This window comes from Saccharopolyspora sp. (assembly GCF_017434145.1).
GTDB classification, from domain to species: domain Bacteria; phylum Actinomycetota; class Actinomycetes; order Mycobacteriales; family Pseudonocardiaceae; genus Saccharopolyspora_C; species Saccharopolyspora_C galaxeae.
This window is the reverse complement of the sequence record NZ_JAFRFW010000555.1, coordinates 1-1,595: the sequence shown is the minus strand read 5'-3', so window position 1 is coordinate 1,595 and position 1,595 is coordinate 1. Positions and strand designations below refer to the sequence as shown.

The following is a 1,595-nucleotide window of genomic DNA, read 5'->3' as shown; positions in this document are numbered from 1 at the left end:
CGCCGAATGGCTCCGGCTGTCCTTCGAGCAGCCCGAACTGCTGCGCCGCCTTGGCACGACCCCGCAGCTCGGGGTCCTGCTCAGCGGCCCGGCCGGGGTCGGCAAGGCGACCGCGGCCCGATCCGTGGCCCGCGAGGTCGGCGCGGAACTGGTGGAGATCACCGCTCCCAGCATCGCCGCGCTGGAGGCCAAAAGCGCGGCGCAGCGCTGGCAGGACGCGCTCGACCGGGCGGCGAGCAGCGCCGCCGAGCACACCTGCGTCCTGCTGATCACCGACGTGGACAGCCTGCTGCCCGCGTCCGAACCGCCGCCGCTGGCCACCGTCGCGCTGGACGCGCTTACCGCGGTGCTTAGCACGAGCAACCTCGCCGTCGTGGTCACCAGCGCCCAGCCGCAGGCCGTCGATCCGCGGCTGCGCGAGCCGGGGCGGGTGGACCGCGAACTCACCATCGGCCTGCCGGACGCACCGACCCGGACCGAGCTGCTGCGGGTCCTGCTGCGCAACGCACCGCTCGCGGAGGACGTGCGGCCCGGCGAGATCGCCGAGCGCACACCCGGATTCGTCGTCGCCGACCTGGTGGCGCTGTGCCGGGAGGCGGCGGTTCGCGCCGCACTGGGCCACGCGCAAGGCACCGAGCCCGCCGTGGCCCAGCAGGACTTCCTCGACGCCCTCACCGCCGTGCGCCCCATCTCGATGTCCACATCGGACAACTTGCAGACCGGCGGCCTGACCCTGGACGACGTCGGCGACATGGCCGAGGTGAAGCAGTCGCTGACCGAGACGGTGCTGTGGCCGCTGCGCTACCCGGACTCGTTCACCCGCCTCGGCGTGGAACCACCGCGCGGGGTGCTGCTGTACGGCCCGCCCGGGTGCGGCAAGACGTTCCTGGTGCGTGCGCTGGCAGGCAGCGGGCGGCTCAACGTGCTGTCGGTCAAGGGCGCCGAGCTGATGGACAAGTTCGTGGGCGAGTCCGAACGCGCCGTGCGCGAACTGTTCCTGCGCGCCGCGAACGCCTCGCCGGCGCTGGTGTTCTTGGACGAGGTGGACGCGCTCGCTCCGCGCCGCGGCCAGTCCGGCGATTCCGGCGTCAGCGACCGGGTGGTGGCCGCGCTGCTGACCGAATTGGACGGCGTGGAGCCGATGCGCGACGTCGTCGTGCTCGGTGCGACCAACCGGCCCGAACTGGTGGATCCGGCGCTGCTGCGCCCCGGCAGGCTGGAACGGCTGGTGTACGTGCCGCCGCCGGATGCGGCCGCGCGCGAGGAGATCCTGCGCTCCGCGTCCCGCAACACCCCGCTCGCGTCCGATGTGGACTTGGGTGAGCTGGCTGCCGAGCTGGACGGCTACTCGGCGGCGGACTGCGCTGCGCTGGTGCGCGAAGCGGCGTTGACCGCGATGCGCGAATCCCTCGCCGCCGCCGAGGTTTCCCCCGCGCACTTGCGCACCGCACGCGGCGCGGTGCGCCCGTCGCTGGACCCCGCGCAGCTGGCGGCGCTGGAGTCCTACGCCGACTCGCGTCGCTGAGTGCCCTGTCTTCGGGCTCGGTCCGCGAAGGTGGCGGAAGCGGCCGACGCCGGTCGCGAGGCAGGCGCTG

The 1,595-nt window shown here is 73.7% G+C and carries 1 protein-coding gene; it reads left to right on the top strand.

Annotation, left to right across the window (positions count from 1 at the left end; translation table 11 throughout):
* Positions 1–1,525 (top strand): AAA family ATPase (locus IJH84_RS15400; RefSeq protein WP_295145610.1); only part of this gene is annotated, 1,525 nt, incomplete at its 5' end.
* Positions 1,526–1,595 lie beyond the last annotated feature (70 nt).